Annotated in this window: 15 protein-coding genes and 1 pseudogene; 11 read left to right on the top strand and 5 right to left on the bottom strand. The window is 42.5% G+C overall.

The features are described from left to right. Positions 1-4: 4 nt before the first annotated feature. Both AC50YO_RS21685 and AC50YO_RS21680 read left to right on the top strand, forming a co-directional pair. The gene (locus AC50YO_RS21685) at positions 5-1,342 is read left to right on the top strand and encodes a UDP-glucose dehydrogenase family protein (RefSeq protein ID WP_494850267.1); all 1,338 of its coding nucleotides are present in this window, start codon (positions 5-7) and stop codon (positions 1,340-1,342) included. Between the two features lie 28 nt (positions 1,343-1,370). Then, on the top strand, positions 1,371-2,564 hold the full coding sequence (locus tag AC50YO_RS21680) for a nucleotidyltransferase domain-containing protein (protein ID WP_494850266.1): 1,194 nt from the start codon (positions 1,371-1,373) through the stop codon (positions 2,562-2,564). Positions 2,565-2,605: 41 nt separating this feature from the next. Here the strand turns inward: AC50YO_RS21680 and AC50YO_RS21675 are convergent, their stop codons facing one another. The 4 genes from AC50YO_RS21675 to AC50YO_RS21660 all read right to left on the bottom strand — a co-directional run bounded on the left by AC50YO_RS21675 (position 2,606) and on the right by AC50YO_RS21660 (position 6,671). Then, the gene (locus tag AC50YO_RS21675) at positions 2,606-4,819 is read right to left on the bottom strand and encodes a right-handed parallel beta-helix repeat-containing protein (protein ID WP_494850265.1); all 2,214 of its coding nucleotides are present in this window, start codon (positions 4,817-4,819) and stop codon (positions 2,606-2,608) included. Between the two features lie 166 nt (positions 4,820-4,985). After that, the gene (locus tag AC50YO_RS21670) at positions 4,986-5,384 is read right to left on the bottom strand and encodes a lasso peptide biosynthesis B2 protein (protein WP_494850373.1); all 399 of its coding nucleotides are present in this window, start codon (positions 5,382-5,384) and stop codon (positions 4,986-4,988) included. Positions 5,385-5,430: 46 nt separating this feature from the next. After that, positions 5,431-5,721 (bottom strand): lasso peptide biosynthesis PqqD family chaperone, encoded by a 291-nt coding sequence (locus tag AC50YO_RS21665; RefSeq protein WP_494850264.1) that lies wholly within the window; start codon positions 5,719-5,721, stop codon positions 5,431-5,433. Next, positions 5,718-6,671, bottom strand: coding sequence for an aldolase (locus AC50YO_RS21660; protein WP_494850263.1), 954 nt, complete (start codon positions 6,669-6,671; stop codon positions 5,718-5,720). The genes AC50YO_RS21665 and AC50YO_RS21660 overlap by 4 nt, the downstream gene beginning before the upstream one ends. 150 nt (positions 6,672-6,821) lie before the next feature. Here AC50YO_RS21660 and AC50YO_RS21655 point away from each other — a divergent pair, with 150 nt between their 5' ends. The 6 genes and pseudogenes from AC50YO_RS21655 to AC50YO_RS21630 form a co-directional block, all read left to right on the top strand. After that, positions 6,822-8,612 carry an ABC transporter ATP-binding protein gene (locus tag AC50YO_RS21655; RefSeq protein WP_494850262.1) on the top strand — a complete coding sequence of 597 codons (1,791 nt, stop codon included), beginning with the start codon at positions 6,822-6,824 and terminating at the stop codon, positions 8,610-8,612. Positions 8,613-8,730: 118 nt separating this feature from the next. Next, a complete protein-coding gene (locus AC50YO_RS21650; RefSeq protein WP_494850261.1) occupies positions 8,731-10,656 on the top strand; it encodes an asparagine synthase-related protein in 1,926 nt (641 codons plus the stop codon). A gap of 34 nt (positions 10,657-10,690) precedes the next feature. Then, the gene (locus AC50YO_RS21645; protein WP_494850260.1) at positions 10,691-10,825 is read left to right on the top strand and encodes a paeninodin family lasso peptide; all 135 of its coding nucleotides are present in this window, start codon (positions 10,691-10,693) and stop codon (positions 10,823-10,825) included. A gap of 264 nt (positions 10,826-11,089) precedes the next feature. Continuing rightward, complete coding sequence (locus AC50YO_RS21640) at positions 11,090-12,205, top strand: acyltransferase family protein (RefSeq protein ID WP_494850371.1); 1,116 nt, start codon at positions 11,090-11,092, stop codon at positions 12,203-12,205. A gap of 120 nt (positions 12,206-12,325) precedes the next feature. Beyond that, positions 12,326-13,456, top strand: a complete 1,131-nt coding sequence (locus AC50YO_RS21635) for a P-loop NTPase family protein (RefSeq protein ID WP_494850259.1) — start codon at positions 12,326-12,328, stop codon at positions 13,454-13,456. Positions 13,457-13,526: 70 nt separating this feature from the next. After that, positions 13,527-14,306, top strand: a pseudogene (locus tag AC50YO_RS21630) (TadA family conjugal transfer-associated ATPase); the annotation flags it as partial. 220 nt (positions 14,307-14,526) lie between these two features. Here the strand turns inward: AC50YO_RS21630 and AC50YO_RS21625 are convergent. Further along, positions 14,527-16,353, bottom strand: a complete 1,827-nt coding sequence (locus AC50YO_RS21625) for a recombinase family protein (RefSeq protein WP_494850258.1) — start codon at positions 16,351-16,353, stop codon at positions 14,527-14,529. 487 nt (positions 16,354-16,840) lie between these two features. On the opposite strand from AC50YO_RS21625, the gene AC50YO_RS21620 reads away from it, so the two are divergent. The 3 genes from AC50YO_RS21620 to AC50YO_RS21610 all read left to right on the top strand — a co-directional run bounded on the left by AC50YO_RS21620 (position 16,841) and on the right by AC50YO_RS21610 (position 19,425). Continuing rightward, positions 16,841-17,413 carry an NUMOD4 domain-containing protein gene (locus AC50YO_RS21620; protein WP_494850257.1) on the top strand — a complete coding sequence of 191 codons (573 nt, stop codon included), beginning with the start codon at positions 16,841-16,843 and terminating at the stop codon, positions 17,411-17,413. Positions 17,414-17,631: 218 nt separating this feature from the next. After that, positions 17,632-18,267 (top strand): hypothetical protein, encoded by a 636-nt coding sequence (locus AC50YO_RS21615; RefSeq protein WP_494850256.1) that lies wholly within the window; start codon positions 17,632-17,634, stop codon positions 18,265-18,267. A 426-nt stretch (positions 18,268-18,693) separates the two neighbouring features. Next, entirely contained in the window at positions 18,694-19,425 is a 732-nt protein-coding gene (locus AC50YO_RS21610; protein ID WP_494850255.1) for a hypothetical protein, read from the top strand. The last annotated feature ends 31 nt before the right edge of the window (positions 19,426-19,456 follow it).

Raw genomic sequence — 19,456 nt, 5'->3', positions numbered from 1 at the left:
GGTAATGAAGCTGGCAGTCATTGGTACAGGTTATGTTGGATTAGTCTCAGGTGTCTGTTTCTCAGAGCTGGGCAATGAGGTTATTTGTGTGGATAAAATAGAATCGAAGATTGAAATGCTTAACAGGGGTGAGGTACCTATTTATGAGCCGGAACTGCAGCAGCTGATCATGAAAAATAAAAATGCAGGCCGTCTCCAATTCACCGATGATCTGCATACGGCTGTTCAGCAATCGGAAATTATTATTATAGCGGTAGGCACTCCCTCTAAGCCCAATGGAGAAGCAGAGCTTGGCTATATTGAAGAGGCTGCCAAAGAGATTGGCCGAGCCATAAACGGATTCAAAATCATTGTAACCAAAAGTACGGTACCGGTAGGCACCAATGAAAAAATTCAGGCTATTATTGCTAAGCATTCCGCGTATCCGTTCGAAGTTGCATCTGTTCCTGAATTTCTGCGTGAAGGCACAGCCGTCTATGACACGCTGAACCCCGATCGAATTATTATCGGCACAGCAAGTGAGGCAGCGAAACAAAGCTTAATTGAGCTTCATCGGCCCCTAACCGAACAGATTATTGTGACGGATATTCGAAGCGCGGAGATGATTAAGTATGCCTCGAATGCTTTTCTGGCTACCAAAATTTCATTCATTAATGAAATTGCGAATATATGTGAAAAAGTAGGGGCGGATGTAACCGAGGTAGCTGCTGGCATGGGCTATGACAAACGAATTGGTTCCTCCTTCTTGAAGGCGGGCATCGGATACGGAGGCTCTTGCTTTCCCAAGGATACACAGGCACTCGTTCAGATTGCTGGTCAAATGAATTATGAGTTCAAGCTGCTCAGGTCAGTGATCGAAGTCAATTATGATCAACGCTTCAGTATCATTCGCAAGCTGGAAGCGAGCCTTGGAAATTTGTCGGGCAGAACTGTGGCGATATGGGGACTTGCTTTTAAGCCGGAAACGGATGATGTCAGAGATGCTCCTGCCTTTGAGATTATATCGGCTTTATTACAACGAGGAGCCATCGTTAAGGCCTATGACCCAATTGCGACTCCAAACTTCATGCGTGATTTCAAGGGAATAGGCATTATTTATGCAAGCTCTGCGGAGGAAGCAGCAAGAAATGCAGATGCCCTGTGCATTCTCACGGAGTGGAAGGAGTTCCATGCGATAGCTCCTATAACGATAGAAGCATGGCTGAAATCTCCCTATCTGATCGACGGGCGCAATATATATAGCCCTGAACATCTGAAGGATACGAAGCTAGTCTATTATTCGGTAGGCAGACCGAATATGAACAAGGGAATTAAGGAAGGAACTCCAATGCTGCCGGTATAGGAGCAATTAACGAGGAGCGTAACTAAAGATGGACCATACCAACCAGCCAACAGAGTTTCCGGATGAATTATTATTTATTATTGCTTGTCTGCAAATAGCGAGGGACGATTGTGACGGAACCATTCAAAGGAACTGGGAGAATCATCAGCTTAATTGGGAGCAATGTATCCGGCTTGCCAAGCATCATCGCATCTACCCTCTCTTATATCAGAAGCTGAAGCAGCTGAAGCTGTCTTTTGTTCCAGCCTGGGTGATTCAGAATTTGCAGCAAGCCCATTATAAGAATACACTGCGCATGCTTCACCTTACCTCCGAGATGAGGAAGGTCGTTCAATATTTTACGGAGCATGGTATTGATAGCCTTCAGCTAAAGGGTCCGATACTTGCCTATGAGCTGTACGGTGACAGCTCACTTCGAACGAGCAAAGACTTGGATATCCTGATACCTGTGGATAAAGTAGAGCGGGCTGAGGAGCTATTGATCATGCTCGGCTATAGCAACAGAGACCCTTCACCGCGTATCCTCAATGACTTGAAGTGGAAGGCTCATCATAGCTCCTTCGACCATGCTGTCCATGAGGTTCAGATCGAATTGCATTGGCGGTTAAGCCCCAATAGTATAGAGGAACCATCATTTGAGCAGCTATGGAGCAATAGAAGGCTTCATACCAGCACAGGCTTCCCTATTCCGTATTTGGGGCATAATGACTTGTTTTTGTATTTGGTCTCGCATGGCTCACGGCATGGCTGGTTCCGTTTGCGCTGGTTGGTTGATATTGGCCGAATGCTTGGAAGAGCGTCGGATTGGGAGGCGCTCCGTCAAGCGGTTGCCGGTTCGCATAGCCGTTTTGTTGTAGGGCAGGCACTGGCGCTCTCTCGAACGCTGTTCCATTTGGAATTGCCTGCTGCACTTGAGCCCTCCTCTCATCAAAAATTAGCGGTTAAGCTGGCCCAAGACGCCGTACCCTTCATGAAAGAAATTGTCTCGATGAGCCCTGTGCCGGAAGAGAAAAGCCTCGCAGCATTATTTCAGCGATACACCCTAATGCTCATGTCCAATAAGGAGAAGGTTTTTTATATATTAGGCAAGCTATATCCAAGTGCATGGGATGCCCGATTACTGCCCTTGCCGAGGCAACTCCATTTTTTATATTTTCCACTGCGTCCAATCCTATGGTTGTTGGGGCGAATAACGAAGAGAGAAAAGGGTATCAGCACTTGATCAGCAGGAGAACTGGGGACGGGAGCTGCCCGTCTCCATGACTAGGGCAGGAGCAATAGATTTCTAAATTCAGGCTGGCCTAATGTAATTGCTGCATTCGACTTGCTTGTGGTGAAGGGCGCGTCAACCGTAATGGTATGATTGTCGAGATCGATGCTCGTGACGTAACGAGTCTCATTGTTAATAGTCAAATATTGCCCGGGTCCAATGCCATATAGGCTGGAGACCGAGCTGATAGATGCGATGTTCTGGACGATGGTCCCCGTTACTGGAATGAGGGGCCCATATCCGTAGGTGCCAGGTCGAATGCAAACCCTTTCATATACGGTTCCAACAGCCAAGCTTATATTTTTTACACGGTCTCCCTTATGCCAGGTTCTTGCCGTGTAGGTAGTTGGCGGGGTTGCGTTCGGAAATTCATCCGTGTGAAGCGTTCTGCCGTCGATACGATCGCCTTCCCAGATTGCGCATCTGCCTTGGAAGGTAGTATCGCCAGCGGAGGTGGCTTGAACAGAGTGAGGAATAGCCACATTCTTGAAGTCGTTGTTTCTAATCACCAGAGTCCCGCCTCCTACAATCCCGGTGTTCGGACGATTATAGGAAAGCCCTGTCTTGATCATCGCATAATCGCTTGAGAGACTGCCCCCTACAAGGTCAATTCCTTTATTGCACTTAATGAAGAAATTGTCCTCCATATGGGCAAAGGGGTTTCTGCGCAATCGTATTCCTGTAGAGCAATCTACGAGATGATTTCTTCTAATCTGTGTGCTGACGACCTTAATAGGGTCTAGATTCAGTCCATAACCACTGCAATTCCGAATCGTATTGCCTTCAATTAACGTAACCTCATTCTCATGATTAGGCTTCGTAGAGCCAGCCCAGTATACTCCGTTCTGGAAGTTTCTAATATAATTCCCCTTCAGCTCAAAGCTTGTAATCCCTTCTCCGTTATCAATAATGATTCCATTGCCCGGTAAAGCATTCGTGTATTTATTCTCTTCTCTTATAATACTGTTCTCAATAATCCGGCAATTGGGAATGCGGACATGAATCGCAGCATCAAATGGCAGGCCGTCTCTGCCGGGGTTCACGATGCGATTGTGAATAATATCTACCCCAACATAGTCAGAGGTTCCTCTGGAGTGCTGCGCGACTTCGAAGGGATTGACACGTGTAACAATGGCACCTGTTGTTGCCCCAATCTGATTGCCGCTCTTAAGCGCCGATTTCTCGATATGGTTATGGCTGATTGTAATTCCATTGGTATACCGAATATAGATGCCTTGCTCCCAAGTGACATAAATACGATTCAGATGAACCATTAGATTGCCTCGATACGTAGGTGCTTGACCGGAGTCATCGAAGCTGCCTCGATAGATTTGTATACCGCAATGTGGGCCAAGAATAAAGTTTTCTGTAATAATGCCAGGATTCTCATCATAGGTCTGGGCTAACCCGTCAATGCCAATATCCAGGCCAGGCACTTCAATATAGTTGCCGCTTATGACGAAGTTATCTGCTTTTTGAGGCTCAGGCATTTTTCCGCTATAGCCAAATATGATCGCACCGGTATAAATATAATTTTTAAGCGTGACGTAGCTTCCATCAAGCAGGGATTCGATTGTTTTTCCCGTTTCGGAATAGAACCAGTTCGTTCGTATTTTGAATTTGGAGCATCCGCGGTACATAATTCCTTGAGAAAATTTGCGGAAGGTACAGTTCTCAACTACCCAGTTGGTACTGCGATAAGCATCAATGCACGTATTGTTTCTGCCCGGAAGGAAAGTAATGTTAGGCATAGCTCCCTCATCGATCCTTCTAAGGTGGGTCGTTAAATCGATATTCTCAAATTCAAATCCTCTAATGGACCAGTTCTCTGTATTAGGCTCTGCATAGACCAATGCGAAAGTGGGGCCGGTGGGCACTGAATGGTCTATTCTTATTAGCTTCACATTCCCATGAGCTACCCAATGGACATTAGATCGCTTATGAATTGCGTTATCAATAGCATAAATGCCGTTAGGGAATATAAGAGTACCTCCACCTGATGCGGCAAGCTGGTCCTCAGAATCCTGTATCGCTTGTCGATCACTGACCGCTCCTTTGCCTGTAGCCCCCATCCATTTTACGTTGGTTCCACGGTCGCCGAGCTCATTATCTATTTCGCTAAAATTATTGCTTACTTCTTCCCGTTTCAGATTATCCTGTGCAACCCATGCATGCATACCCAAATGTTTCGTTTTGTTGGTTGACATGTTAGATCCCTCCTTTCTATATAATAATAAAACTATCATTTATTGGTCACTAGAATAGTGGCCTTCGCATGCCTGTTTTTGAGGTGATTTTTTTATTGCATTAAAGAAGGAAACTTTCAGAATGTAGCGGCTGGAAGTTTCCTTGTAGGAAGAACTAAATATGGAATTAATGGTGAGAGAAATAAGAAACAATGGCGTAGCGGCTCTTGCTTTCCCCTCCGCTAACGAAGATATCGCCGCTCCGCAGCCAAGCGTGGGCAGCCATTTGTCCCCTGTCATCTCGCCCTGTTCCAAAGTAGATCGTGCTTGGAATCTGTCTTCGGGCGAGCATTTTCATAGCAGCGATAGCCATCACTAAGCATTTACTTTCCCATAAGGTATATTTGCTCATTCTATTAATTGCTCTTGCGATATTTTTGATGGTTATCGCCTGCTGCTCTGTTATTTCATGCGAGGATTCTACTAAGTGTATGCCTAGAGAGGGCGCGAGCTTGCGGAAAGGAATGAGCTTCAGAATTCTGGCCCAGCCCAAATAGATAAAGGCCTCAAGCATCAGCATGCGCATTCCGCGTGATAAGGAGAGAAATCGGCGTATTTTGGTCAACAAGGGTTTAATCCTTTCTTATTTCGATAAGCTTTTCTTGTAGGAGATGCTGAAGAAATACGATGACTTGCAGCTCGCAATCGAGCTCATTTATTTCGAATTCTTGACATAATGTGTTTACGATTTCACTGGTCGTGGCGGGATCGGAAATCAGCTCCCAGATTCGTCCGCCAGTTTGGCCGAGGTTGTAGTAATTTCCACTCTCCATGTTCATCATAACGGTCTCATTGTCCATTTGGCTGATAAGGAACCCGGGAACCTGCGCGACTCGATCTTCTTTGTCAATTAACATGTTCATTGCTTGATTACCTCTTTCTCACGAATAGTATTTAACAGAATTTGAACTAATTGAGGGGCTGTGAAGCTCAATGCGGGACGCTGCAGACGGTAGCAATTCAGTTGACTGGCAAGGCGGGAAGCGAAGGTGAAATGCCACTGCTGCTGCTTCAACAAAGAAATAATGGAGGTTCGATAAGTATGCCGCAATAGGATATGCAGAGCCTGCATTCGGTTATAGGGCTGGAACAGCAGGGAGTCATCGAGTGATTTGGTAAGCTCAATAACGCCAGCAAGAGGAATAGGGCTGCTTATGTACTGCGTTTCAAAAGGAACTGCATACTTATTTACTCTCTGATAGAGAGGGGCGAGCCCGGAAGTATCGAGGCCCAAATGCTGAAGGCTTTCTTGCCATAGCTTCTGCTGTGGATAAGAAGGATGGATCAGCGGATGATTCATCTCTTCATCAAAGGTTAGAGCGATAACATCATCCGTCACCAATGGGTAACCCTGTTGGCGAAAGGCAGCTGCTAGCGTTGATTTGCCGGCTCCTGAATCGCCTACGATGGCATAGGCTCTGCCATCAATAACGACAGCACTGCCATGCAGCGGAAGAATGCCTCTTTTCATTAATATAATTCCCATACAGGTACCTAACAGGAAGAGCCTGATTCGGCTTTCATCGGCATGCTCATCAGGCATGATTAGAATGGAATGAGAGCCTTCTATGCGATATAAAGCGGCTCCGGGAATATACAAAAGAACGGCGTCTTGATCCGTGATAAGCTGCTGCTTAGTGAAGAGGGTACGGTCGAATGAACAATGATCACGGCGGGTAATGATCACATCAACTGAATCAACCTGATTATCAGAGGCGATTAGTTCAGGCAAGGCAATAGGGCTTGAAAGACGCAGGCTGAAAGCAGAATAAATGATAGAAGATGCTGCATTAATAAGGATCACCCTTTTCAACAGGTTAAAGAGCTTTTATGATACATAATGTATCATAAAATTACATATCCTTCAATCCTTTCGACTATAAAATAAAAACGGGTGAAGACATTGTAGCAGAGAAATGTCCATGCTATAATGATACAAATTGTAACCAAACGGAGGAATGACATGTCGGACCTGTGGTTTTTTTTGAAGCGTCTTCATGTAGTAGCTGGAATTAAGCTTTATTCTGCCCTGCTTTTTATGCTCATCATAAGTTTAATTGAGGGAATAGGCATCTATCTTCTTATCCCCCTCTTGGGAATGGTAGGGATCATGAGTATGGATGTGGCGGGAGTCCCCGTTGTGGCCACAATGTCTGAGCTGATAAGCAAGCTCCCGTTCACTCTGAACTTAATAACGGTTTTATTAATTTATACTGTTCTCATCGGAGGACAGGCGCTGCTGCAGAGAAGCCAGGCTTTATTCAGTGTGAAGGTACAGCAAAGCTACATACAGGATTTAAGGAAGGGAACCTACCGAGGCTTGCTTCAAGCCAAATGGGAGTTTTTCATGAGCAAGAGGAGATCTGATTTCAATGAAATTCTCTCGATGCAGCTCTCTAGAGTAAGCTCAGGCATTTTTTTGATCATCAGCTTAAGCGCTACATTGGTGTTTACAGGCATTCAGATTATATTTGCTCTGTGGCTGTCAGTGAGCCTAACGATGATTATTCTGCTTAGCGGACTGGTGATTATGCTGATTTCACGGAGGTATCTGCGCAAGTCCCGGGTAATTGGAAGCAGATCCTCGGAGCTGTCACAAAGCTATTTTGCCGGAATAACCGATCACTTTAACGGAATCAAGGATATTAAAAGCAACCGATTAGAGCATTCGCATATTACGTGGTTCTATCGCTTATGTGCTCAGATGGAGCAGAACGCGGTTAAGCTTGTGAGAGTCAATACCTCGTCGCAGCTCCTCTATCGCATTGCCTCGGTCATCTTAATTATCTCTTATGTCTATATTTCATTAGAATGGCTGGCCGTATCGGCTGAGCAGCTTATTCTGATTATTCTCATTTTCTCACGGTTATGGCCCAGGTTTATGCTCATTCAATCCAACTTGGAGCAGCTGGTAACCAATCTGCCTGCATTCAAGATATTGCGAGACTTGCAGCAAGAATGCGCGGAGAATTGTGATCCATCTTCTCTGGAGGAGACACAGGGGATACTTGGGTTCAATATGCAGCAAGCAATTGAGTGCAGGAAAGTTTACTATCGCTATGACAAAAGTCAGAATAGCTTTGCTCTAAAAGGCATTGATTTGACCATTCCTGTAAACAAAATGACAGCGATTGTTGGCAAATCCGGTGCTGGTAAAAGCACGCTTGTCGATATGCTGATGGGTCTACTGCAGCCGGACCAGGGACAGATTCTAATTGATGGCATTCCTGTGAGCAGCGGGCAAATAACGGCCCTCAGAAGCTCAATCGGTTATGTGGCCCAAGATCCCTTTCTGTTCAATGGCACTTTGCGGGAAAATCTAGGTATGGTAGATGAGACCGCAACAGAAGGGGCTATGTGGGAAGCCCTCCATTTCTCCGCTTCTGATGAGTTCGTGAGGAAACTGCCAGATGGCTTGGATACCAAAATTGGCGATCGCGGACTTAAGCTTTCAGGCGGTGAGCGACAACGGATCGTATTAGCTCGGGCTATATTAAAAAGACCTTCTATTCTCGTTCTGGATGAAGCAACAAGTGCACTCGATAGCGAGAATGAACAAAAGATTCAGGAGGCCTTGGAAAGATTGAAGGGCAGTGTGACTATTGTGGTTATTGCCCACCGGTTATCCACGATTCGCAATGCTGATCAAGTGATTGTAATGGAAGAAGGCGAAATCATTCAGCAAGGGGAATACGGCCAATTATCGCAGGAAACGAAGGGAACATTCAATAAATTACTAAGCTATCAAAGATGATACAATATGTATTATTAATAAATAAATAAAAGATTAGTATTTTCTCATGGATGGTATTGATTTCACAAAGGATTGTGATATAATTGCTACAAAACGTATCTAAAGTAGAGGAATTCATATGAGCGTAATATCTGGTGTTGTATCTGTAGCAGGCAGTGAACGCACGTTGCTTGACCTTAAGAACGTGATTACAGCCGTGAATGGTTTTCCGGGAGATGATTTTCAGATTTGGTCCAAGGGCTCAGCCAGCTTTGGATGTCGTGCCCAATGGGTCACCAAGGAATCCATTCATGAGCTTAATCCTTATTCTCACGAAGATTCCGGTGTTGTTATTGTAGCAGACAGTATCATTGATAATCGTGATGAGCTATTCGAAAGATTAGGCGTTCCGCTCAGAGACCGGCATTTGATTAGCGACACCAGATTAATTCTGTTAGCCTACTTGCGATGGGGGCCGGCTTCGGCGGAATATTTATTGGGCGATTTTGCTTATGTCATTTGGGATGAACCTAAGCGGCTGCTTTTTGGAGCTCGAGATTTGCTAGGCAATCGAACTCTTTATTATCATAGAAACTCTAGCTTGCTCGCCTTTTGCAGCGTGGTCAGTCCATTATTCTCTCTGCCTGCGTTGGCGAAAAAGCTTAATCTTAACAAATTCGCTGAATTTCTAGCTATACCAAGTGTGCTGGATGTCGTAGATATTCATTCCTCTTATTATGAAGGAATTCAGGAACTGCCTCCGGCACATTCCTTCCTTCTCCAAGACGGCAGCTTTACCATTCGGCAGTATGCTTCGATACTCCCGCAATCGCAGATTCGATATCGCACTGATCAAGACTATACGGAGGCTTTCAAGCATTTATTCGAAGAGGCCGTCAAATCAAAGCTGCGTACCTGTAAAAAGGTAGGGCTGACGTTGAGCGGAGGGCTTGATTCCGGGGCAGTAGCTGGCTATGCTTCTCGATTGTTAAGGGAGGAAGGCAAGAAGCTTCATAGCTATAGCTTTGTGCCTCATGCAGATTTTGTAGATTGGACGCCGAAGCATGCTTTTGCCAATGAGAGCGAGCCTGTTCAAGAGGTTATTAATTATATAGGAAATACGGAAGGGCGATTCCTGTCCTTTCCTGGAATCAACTCCTTAACTGAAATAGATGAATGGCTGGAGACGTTGGAGGCACCATACAAGTTCTTCGAGAATTCATTCTGGATTAAAGGAATACATAAACAAGCCGCTGCTGATGAAGTGGGCGTATTGCTGACAGGAGCCAGAGGGAATTTCACGATCTCTTGGGGAGCGCCCTACGAATATTATGCCCATCTGCTCAAAAATTTCCATCTCATCGAATTATATCGGGAGATGACGCTATTCGGCAAGCAGGTGAGAGCAGGGCGGAAACGAATGGCCCTAGCTTTACGGAAGTACGCTTTTCCAACTAAGCCAGCGACGCCTTTTTCTCCTTACATGAAGCCGTTAATTAATCCTGAGCTAGCTAATCAGACTAATATTTTCAGCAGATTAGAGTCCTATGATGTGGGGTTGAAGCCCTCTCAGGTCAAAGTAACAGGAGAAAGACAGGATTATTTCGGCAATCTGGCCGTTGCAAATATGAAGGGAAGCATGGCATCCAAGTCATCCCATCGCACAATGGTATGGGAACGTGATCCGACAAGTGATGCTCGTATCGTGAAATTTTGCTTGTCGATTCCGTTCAATCAATTTGTTCAGAATGGTTATGGCCGTTCTCTTGTCCGCAGGGCTACGGAAGACATTCTTCCAGATTCTGTACGACTGAATCAACGTACCAGAGGAGTACAGGGGGTAGACTGGGTTCATCGAATTATCCCACATTGGAGTCAGGTGCAGGATGAATTGTCGTTATTATGCCGCGATGATTTGGCCTCCGCTTACATTGATACCGAGCCGATCCTTTCGTTCCTCGATCAAGCTAATAATATCCCGAGGGCTGAGCATGCCAATGATCCTTGGTTAGCGTATCTTATGAGAAGCCTAATTGCTTATCGGTTTCTAAAAAAATTTGCCTAGTGTGAGGAAGACAATGAGAGGAGGTGAAAAATAAATGAAAAAACAATGGGAAGCTCCTGCTTTGGAAGTGCTGCATGTACGCGAAACTATGCTTGGTTTCGGTACAACTATCAAAGATTTTGTCTACGTTGACGGCAAGATCGTTGACTCGGACGATTACGACTCCTAGGATTTACACTACTTAGATTATGCATGATCAAGAATTAATGGACTTATGAACTAGGGAGCTTGCAATAAATAAAAGCACTGTGTGGGTACTGCGGCTTATGTCGTACCTCTACAGTGCTTTTGTCTTTTTTTGAAGAAAGGTGGTCGCCAAATGGTAAAATTCTACGAATAGGAATAGTATCAATTTGATACAAAATGTATCTAATTGTGATATAATACATATTGAAAAGTACTTTGGTCAAGAAGGGGTCGGGTAGTTGTAGGGATCATTAGATTATGGTTAGCTATTACCGTTGTAGCAGCACATAGCGGGCCTTTTTTCGGGTTCTCTTTCGTTGGAGGAGAAGTGGCTGTCGAAGCCTTTTTTATTATTTCAGGTTTTTATATGGCATTGATTCTTAATGAGAAATATTTAGGCAAAGGTTCTTATTTATTATTTGTAACGAATCGGCTTTTAAAGCTATACCCCATTTACTGGGTGATCCTATTTATTTCTATATTTATTTCGACTGCTTCTTATATACTAAGAGGGGACGGGGCTCTGCTGAATGAATATATAGTTAATTTTAACGCTATGGATGCGGGAGCGCTGATCTTTTTTGCCATTACGAATCTTATTCTATTCGGACAAGATAGTAGTATGTTTCTCCAGATCATCAGTGGTCATCTAGCTTTCACCTCTAACTTTAATGAGGCTGCTCTTCCAGGCTTGAGGTTCTTATTGGTGCCACCAGCATGGTCGTTAGGCGTTGAGCTGATGTTCTATCTTATTGCTCCGTTTATCGTCAGACGCAGCGCATGGACAATCGCAGCGCTTATTGCAGTCAGTATTGCGGTGAAAATTTATACGGTTTATGTGCTGGGCTATGATCATGACCCTTGGACCTATCGCTTCTTCCCGGCAGAATTAGCGTATTTCTTATTGGGTGCTATTGCTTATAAACTGTACCTTCCTGTAAAAAAAATGAAGAAGTTGAGGCAAATGCTGCTTGGTAAATTATCGTTCAGTATGATTATTGCGGTCACCTTTTTGTTTGAATATATTCCGGCCTCAGTGCTAATTAAGCAGGTTGCGTATTGCTTCCTCGTATTCGGTGGGATATCCTTTATATTCCAATGGAGTAAGATGAATAAGCTGGATCGTTTATTAGGGGAGCTCTCTTACCCTGTCTATCTCTCCCATTGGCTAGTTCTTGGCGTTCTTAGCGGGATGGGGCTCGATGCTTATAAGACAGCATTCCCGTTTCTAGTAGTTGCAGCATGCCTTATATTGTCTGTCCTTCTCGTTCAATTCATCATGAAGCCGCTTGAGCATTACAGGCAGTCTAGAGTGAACAGGAATATCGGAAAAATAATAGCCCGTTATCATTTTTATAGTTGACGATAATGATATCATATGGTAAATTCTTCTTGATCTTAATGGCAAATACGGAAGCACCGTAGAAGGCCGCAGGTAACTGCGCCTTTTACGGTGCTTTTTTGCGTTTGTCTAACCTGGGGAATGAAGGAGGAGTCGCTCATACGCTTTCAACTGGCAGTAGCAGTACAAGAGCCAGAATATGTGCGGAGGCTGGCTGAATATGTGAGGGAAAGTGAGCAATGGCAAGTGACGGCCTTTACGAATTGTAATGCCTTTGTTGAATTTCTGAAGGGAAAGCATTCGGTGGATCTGATTGCTGCGCAGCCAGCCTTTCTGGACGCGGCGGCAGGGCTTCTTCCAGAAGGTGTGCCAGTAGCCGCATTAGTTGCAGGCCGAGGGCACAGCAAGCTGCAGCATGAATTGCTCCAATTTCAACCGGTGCCTGAATTGCTGCAAGAATTATCGGCAATTTGTACAAGTAGAGGGAAGGGATCACGGAGGCTGGCTTCCAAAGAATCTTATCCGGTTGTGCTTACTGTCTATTCTTCATCTGGCGGAGTAGGTAAGACAGTACTCGCCCAGCAATTGGTACAGACAGCAGCAAGCAATGGGAAGCGTGCTTTTTACTTGAATCTGGAGCGCTGGAATGCGCTGGAAGCCCTGTCAGGCGAATCACTGAATGAAGCAGGAAGGGGCAGAGAGAGCATGTCGGAGCTGCTCTACTTGCTTAAGTCGCAGCCAGATAAAGCTAATGCTTGGCTGATGGAGCACCGTATAAGAAGCCGCTTGCTCAAGGGGGATTATATTCTTCCTTGCTCCAATGCGGAGGATCGTCTTCTGTTGCAGGCAGAGGATGCCGAGGCGATTGTTCAGGCTCTAGCTGAATCGGGACAATATGATTGGATAGTCATTGATCTGGATGAGGGGATGGAGCTGCTTCACGTTGCTCTATGGGAGCAAAGCGATCATGTGATTTGGTTGGTCACGAGTGACCCCTCTGTTATGTGCAAGAGCGAGCATGCCTATCAATATGCACAGGAGCAGTGGAAGGAGCAAATGCGGCTGCTCCATCAACGATTCCGATTCGTCATGAATCGATATGATGCTTCTGCGAGTGTTTCTGTAACGAAAGCGATCATAGCGGCTCTTCCTGAAGTCCATGACAGGAATCAGCTAAGCTCACTAGCATCTCCTCTTTATCAGGCGGCAGTAGAGAAGCTTTTTCAGCAGCTAGAGAAGGAAGGAGGGGAGCGGCGCTTTGCTAACGGATGAAGTAGTGCATGCGCTTCGCGATGAGATTCGAGGGCAGATTGATTTCAGCGGTGCCATATCAGATGAACGAATGCAGCATATTGTGGAGCAGACGGTATTTGCTTGGTGCGACAGCCATCCGCTAACGGCAGCAGAGAAGGTTAAGCTTGTGCGCCGACTGTTCCATTCCTTCCGAGGGCTCGATATTTTGCAGCCTCTAATGGAGGACTCTTCCGTTACTGAAATTATGATTAATCATTATGCCGAAATTTTTATAGAACGTTCCGGAAGGATGAGTCGATTCCACGCTTCCTTCGAGAACCAGGAGCGGCTGGAGGATCTCATTCAAGCAATTGTATCCAGCGTCAATCGGGTAGTAAATGAATCTTCTCCGATTGTTGATGCGAGGTTGAAGGATGGCTCCCGTGTCCATGTCGTACTGCCTCCGGTCGCACTTCGCGGACCAGCCATGACGATTCGCAAGTTTCCAGAGCGGCCCTTGGCAATGGAGGAGCTGGTAAGGGGTGGGGCTTTGACAGCTGAGGCGGCGCAATTTCTGAAGCTTCTTACGAGGGCACAGTATAACGTCTTCATAAGCGGAGGCACCGGAACCGGCAAGACGACCTTCCTTAATGCGTTGTCTCAGTACATATCGGAGCATGAGCGTATCGTAACGATTGAAGATTCCGCAGAGCTTCAGATTCATGCGGTTCCGAATCTTGTATCGCTTGAGACAAGGAATGCGAATACGGAGGGCCGGGGTGAAATAACGATTCGTGATCTGATCCGTGCATCACTGCGGATGAGACCCAGCCGGATTATTGTCGGCGAGGTGCGCGGTGGAGAAGCTCTGGATATGCTGCAGACAATATTTATAAAATAGGACATATGGGAGATTAAGAGATGAGACGATATAGAAAACCGCTAGCACACTCTGAATTGACTAGATACATAAATTTTAAGATTCCTGTTACCGTCTCATTCTATGACGTTTTAGAGACTGGATTAATTCAATGTCATGATGATGTTGTAGTCAAGATAAACGGAAATTATTACGTTAAGGACGTTTGTTTATTTTGGGCTTCATAATGTTAATCATTTTCTATTTCATCAAGTAGTTCAGCATAATCTGATAGGACAGGCTCACGAGTAGCATACTTCATTAATATTTCTAGCTTCTCATCGGTTAAATCATCTGAATTGTCTTGAATGACGTTGGCTCGTTTTTGTTTAGAATATTCTCTGTGCAATTCAATTGTGTTTTCACCCATGAAATTCAATTCAATATTTAAAGTGTGCTTTTCTCCAAAGTCAATACCTTCTTCAAATGGCTCATCAAATGTGGTTGCGACAATTTGGGCAATGAATTTCCTCAAAACTGCATTTGTTAAATTGTCCAAGTCAACGCCATTCAAGGCTTTTGTAAAATCTTCAAACCTTAATTTAGTCTTCGTAATTTCGTCATCAATGTATAAAAGACCATTTAACTTTGATTCGGCATCATATAACTTGTCTGCAATCTTTTTACTTCGTTCGTCATATTCGTTCTCGCTTATTTTTTTTCTAGCGTACAGATTGAAGTTGATTTCTCTATCTTCTTTTAGAATACCAATATTTGCATTCAAGTTTGATATTCGTTCATCAAGATTAGTTGTATCAAATTTTGTCTTCAATATGGTATTAAGGTAGTAATTGGCTGTCTTTGGGCTGTTCTTGTACTTAATTATTTCATTCGTAACAAATTCAATAAGCTTTTCTTCATGTTGAAGGTTTCTATACCTACATTTTGATTTTCCAAAATTGTCATTGTTACGGCAGAACCAATAGATGAAAGTATTTTTGTGGTTCTTCTGTACTTTTCTACGCAAACTACCACCACAATTACCACACTTCAATAGATTTGAGAATAAATGTTTGTTTGAATGTCTGCTTTCACCTCTAGCGATAGTCCGTACTTTCTTTGTTACTTCTTCACCTTCATCGTTCTGAACAATAGCATTCCTGTATTTGAAGTCTCCAAACTTCTCAAAACGTTTTTGTTTCTCCATTTGTGCAAGTCTAAATGTTTCATCATCAATTATTCGCAATGATTCATCATACGTAACAATCTGTTCGTTTCTTGGAATAGCCTTTACGATATTACGGTTTATGTCTATGTTTTGAGTTCTATGTAAGCGAACTTCACCTGTGTAGACAGCATTTTTGAGCATCTTCGAAATTAGACTTTGGTCAAAGATTGTCTTCCCACTTTTTGTTGGAACACCTCGCTCATTTAAGAGTTTAGCAATATTCCTTAGTCCCATACTTTGATTCAAGTACATGTCAAATACTTCCTTTACAACTTGCGCTTCTTGCTCGTTGATAACAAGCTTGCCTTCTTTAATGTTGTAGCCGTAAGGTTCACGACCACCCCATATGCCGTTTTTATAACCCTGTATTTTACCAAACTGAACAGCATCACTTTTTGCTCTTGATTCCTCTTCTGCCAATGCAGAAAATATCGTTATTTTAACATCATCTGTTCTGTTTAGAGTATTGATGTTCACATCTTCAAAAAAAACGCCTACACCAACCTCACGCAAATCACCAATAAATTTTAATATCTCTTGGACATTTCGCCCAAAACGACTGATGTTCTTGATTAGGATAATATCAAACTTTCTCGCTTTTGCATCTCTTATCATTTGAAGGAATGCCTTCCTGTACTTTACAGACTTTGCGCCAGAAAACCCTTCATCAACATAATAACCATTAGTGACTTCTGCTGTTCCATCTCTCTTGCAAAAAATTCCACAACCAAGAGCAGATTGATAATTTTTGGACTCTATCATCTCAGTAAAGTATTGAACCTGTGAAATAATCGAGTTCTTTTGTTCTTCGCTATCAGAACTTACCCTTGCGTAAAAAGTTGCTCTCAATGATTAATCACCCCAAAGTAGATAATAACTATGTATATATAATAGGAATTATATCAGATGCAAATTTGTATGTGAAGACTGTGGCTGTATCGTATGAAAGATGAAAAAAGGAAAACTCAGGTATTTCATTCCAATGTATTGATAGCTAACAATACTTTGATACGATATCAGACGCTTTAGAATTGATTCTAAACGGCTCAAAATACATTCCAATGAATCTTTTCAATGTTCAGGATAAGAGTCGAGGGGAAACAATTAAAGGAAGTCCTAGAGCACATTTCGGCTTCTATAGTAAATTACTCATTATTACTTATATTTGCCAAAATATAATAAAAAATGGTCATCTTAACTCTTTAAGAAGTGAGGAAGAAAAGGAGTACATACCCTTTTCTCAAAAGTGGAACAAAGTAAATCAACCTTTGCCAATCTTGGCAAGGGTTATTTGTCGTTCTCTCCTCAACAATTCGGCAAATAGGAGATGGTTATTATGACAACTAAAGAAGTGAATGTTAGTTTAAATGAGGATTTACAAGGTGAAGAATGGCTTTCAGTAGTAGATTATGAGGGCTTGTATGAAGTGTCAAATTATGGACGAGTTAAGTGCCTTAGTAATAGTGCTAGTCGCAAAGAGAAGATTCTAAAACCACAAATACAAAGAGATGGATACAACAGAGTCACTTTGTCCAAGAAAGGTCAGAAAAAGAGAGTCCCTATTCATAGGCTAGTAGCAATTGCGTTTATTCCAAATCCGCATGGGAAAGAGCAAGTTAATCACGAAAATGGGGATAAATTGGATAACAGACTAGAAAACTTAAATTGGATGACACGCAAAGAAAATATTGATCATGCTTATGCAACTGGACTAATAAAGAAGAAAGGCAAACCAGTAATTGCTACTCACATCGACACAGGCGAGAAACAAGAATTTGATTCGCAGACAGAAGCAAGCAGACAATTCGGTGTTAATGTGAACATTATTTATAATGCTCTACAAGAAAGAAGCACACATGTAGGTAGATGGAGATTTGAGCGTAGTTCGTTAGATATGAAATTATCTTAACAACAAGTTACAAGCAATCATTGGTCTTTCAATGTTGACATAGATTAGCTAGAGAATTTACAAGTAAGTCCATAAAGGGTGGATGAAGACCTGTCTAGTATGGGTTTCATTTTCATTGCACAGGAAGCAGAATATTGGTGCATTATAATTTCCATTTTCCGGTTGGTTATGGAAGGATAAAATATAGTAAGTACGTAGAACTATTGGAGGTAGATATTATGAGCCACGAATTCAGATGGATTACAGGAAAAATTACAGATAAGACCCAAGCGTTTGATTCAAGAGGTAACCTTTTATACTGGAAAGATTCTAATAAAAGCCAACTAACAACTGAGGTCACGCAATATATAGCTTACAGTTACACTATTGAGGAAATGGAAAAATTGAATATTGCAATTCAAGGCTATGGTGATGATTCAATGCCAGTTAGTGTTTGGGGTACTGGCGATGGAATCATCAAAAATACTGAGTTTGATTTTGGAGATAGTGCGAGGGGTTATATCTATAAAACAGAAGATGCGTTTACTATAAAATACAATGCCAGTGAAACAGCACACAAGAGAAAAATAAAATTACACAATGATGGTATTCAAATTGAAAGTCATAATCAACCAATAAATCTCAAAGGCAAAGGGTTTAGCATAGAGTCTAGTGGCGGCGCAATTCAATTACTACACTCGTCAGGTGCAAGCTTTGGAATTAATGATGAAGGAAATACAATCACTATTAAACTTGCTAATGGAAGTTTAATTGAACTTAATGATGAAGGCTTGAATGCTAATATCAATGGTGACATTCAACTAAATGCTACAGACGATATTAAAATTACGGGCAAAAAGATTGAACTAAACTAAACTTATTCTCCTTTCTTTCATGGGGTTGATTTAGTTAAGAATTGTTATGAGAACATGCCGAAATTATATTTATACCGACAAAAAGCGGAGCGCCTGATAAAGCCCTCTGCTTTTTGTTCTGTACTTTTGTGTTTATTTATATGGACACATATAGTTTTTTGAAGCATCGAACTTTATCCATTCATATAGTTCTCTCATGCTTCTACTGTATCAGATTTGCTCTGTTTCAAGCTGAAAGGAATGTAAAAAGTCATACCTGTACACTCTTATGCAAAATTGAATTTTTAAATTAACAGTACTTTATTTGGCATTGGTTACTTTTATATAGTAAATTACTTTTAGTTTGATTAATATTCTTGTCTGTGCTATATTCTTCTCGAAAATCCATTGCGTTTTTGCTATACAAATATTATATAAAGGGTGGTTATGATTATCGTGGCTCTCTTAAATCAGCCTGAGAAGTTATTGAAAATAATTTGGAACGGTGACTTTGACAAAATTGCTGTATATGCGGACGGAACGTGGCAAGTCGATATGTATACAAAAAAAGAATTGATTTCATTAAGAAAAAACGAAATAACTGAACCGTCTAAGCTTGAAGCATTGAATCAATTGATGATACTTAACACTAAATTGCTTGAAACTACTACAGAGGAATATGCAATCATAGCAAAGGAAGACTATAATTTTCAATTTACACTGTGGGAACATCAAGGACAAGGTTCCAAAGATTGGGCTGATGATAAAGGAGAAGTATATATAGAACGTCCTTTTGAATACCAATCTTTTGCGTCTCTAGAAGAAAGAATACAATCTTATTACCTCGAATATCAAATTGACAATTTATCGTCGTTAAAAAATCAACTTAAAGTCGAACATCACTTTGAATTTGAATATGATTTTGGTGATTCCTTTATTTTCAGTCCAAATGATGACAGTCTATATTTCCAAACCCCATTTAATGAAAAGGTCGCCTTTTTTATTGTTGGCAATAAAGGTAACCCACAGTGTTACATAGACAAGATTCATCCTCTGTATCCCAAGATTAAGAGTGAAGTATCAAGAGTTACAAACTTAGCCTTAAACGATGCTCGAAATTCTGTAAAAAAAGATTTACACGAATGGTTTAGGGAGCAATTTGGACGGGCGTTAAAATAACATTTAGTTTTTCACAATTTATAAGGAGTGA

The organism is Paenibacillus sp. J22P59 (genome assembly GCF_059383895.1).
Note: the sequence above shows the minus strand (reverse complement) of the source record. Positions and strands in the feature narration are given on the sequence as shown.